The sequence below is a fragment of the Mycobacterium sp. E2462 genome, assembly GCF_001672685.1.
Classification (GTDB): Bacteria; Actinomycetota; Actinomycetes; order Mycobacteriales; family Mycobacteriaceae; genus Mycobacterium.
Genome location: NZ_LZKC01000322.1, coordinates 1 through 1,301 on the forward strand (window position 1 = coordinate 1; position 1,301 = coordinate 1,301).

A 1,301-nucleotide genomic window follows, 5' to 3' on the forward strand; every position below is an offset into this window, starting at 1 on the left:
CTGCGGGCGGCCACCGACGCCGAGCCCCAGGTGGCCGGCAAGCCGGCGCCCGGCCTGCTGACCGACGCGGCGGCCCGCGGCGACTTCCGGGCGCCCCTGGTGGTCGGTGACCGGCTGGACACCGACATCGAGGGCGCCAACGCCGCGCGCCTGCCCAGCCTGATGGTGCTCAGTGGGGTCAACTCCGCGCGCGACGCCGTCTACGCCCGCCCGGGCCGCCGCGTCGGTCAGCAGGCCGGGCGCCGGCTTGCCGGCCACCTGGGGCTCGGCGTCGGTGGCCGCCCGCAGCGCGGCGACCATTGCCCCGTTTCCCGGCAGCAGGCCGCGCTCGGTGGGCAGCGTGACGTCGACGTTGGCCGCCACCCACAGCGCGCCCGCGCGGATGGCCAGGGCGGCCTCGGCCAGGTCCTGCCAGACCAGGGACGTGGACAATCCCTGCACGACGGCCACCGGGGCGTCGTCGTAACTGTGCACCGGGCGCAACCCGACCGCGCGGACCTCGTTCGCCAATGCGGCCGTGCCCACGATGAGCACGGGCGAGTCCGCCGGCAGCTGGGTGGCCAGCAGCCGGGCCGCGCTTTGCGCGCTGGTGGCGACGTCGTCGGCGGTGGCGGTGAACCCGAGCTCGGTCAGGTGGGCCGCGACCTCCTCGGCGCTGCGCGACGCGTTGTTGGTGACGAAGAACGTCCGGCTGCGCACCTCGGCCAACGCCGCCACGGCGCCCTCGGTGGGGCTGCGGCCCCGAAACGCCGTGCCGTCGAGGTCCAGCAGCAGGCAATCGTATTCCTGCGCAAGGGTTTTCACGTCGCTCCCCCGGTCAGCCGAGCTCGCCGACGCGGTCCTCGGCGTCCGTGACGCCCTCGACGTCGGCGGCCGCGGCCCGCAGGAACCACTGCAGCGCCTCGTCGTCGCGGCCCAGCGCCAGCAGGGTGTCGGCGTAGGAGTAGAAGAGCCTGGCCGCGGTCGTGCCGGTGCGGGAGGGGTCCAGCGCCGGCGTGGACAGCACCGTCAGCGCCTGCTCCAGCTGACCGAGGTCGGCGCGCGCCCCGGCCGCGACGATGCGCAGCTCGTCGGCGTCGTCGCCGCTGAGTTGGGCGGCCTCGGGCCCCCGCGCGAGTTCGATGGCCCGCTCCGGGCGGCCAAGCCCGCGCTCGCAATCCGCGATCAGCGCCAGCAGGGCGGACTTGCTGCCCATCCGGCGCGCCGCCCGCAGCTCGGCCAGCGCCTGCGCCCAGTCGCCGCAGTGGTAGGCGGCGATGCCGACCGCCTCGCGGATGGCCGCGATCCTGCTGGACCGCGCC

At 76.1% G+C, this 1,301-nt stretch carries 3 pseudogenes; 1 reads left to right on the forward strand and 2 read right to left on the reverse strand.

Going from position 1 to position 1,301, the window contains the following annotated elements:
- Positions 1-30: 30 nt before the first annotated feature.
- Positions 31-144: pseudogene (locus tag A5714_RS27660) on the forward strand (HAD hydrolase-like protein); the annotation flags it as partial.
- A gap of 66 nt (positions 145-210) precedes the next feature.
- On the opposite strand, the pseudogene A5714_RS16710 reads toward A5714_RS27660, so the two are convergent.
- Both A5714_RS16710 and A5714_RS16715 read right to left on the reverse strand, forming a co-directional pair.
- Positions 211-804 (reverse strand): annotated as a pseudogene (locus tag A5714_RS16710) (HAD family hydrolase); the annotation flags it as partial.
- Between the two features lie 13 nt (positions 805-817).
- Positions 818-1,301 (reverse strand): annotated as a pseudogene (locus A5714_RS16715) (tetratricopeptide repeat protein); the annotation flags it as partial.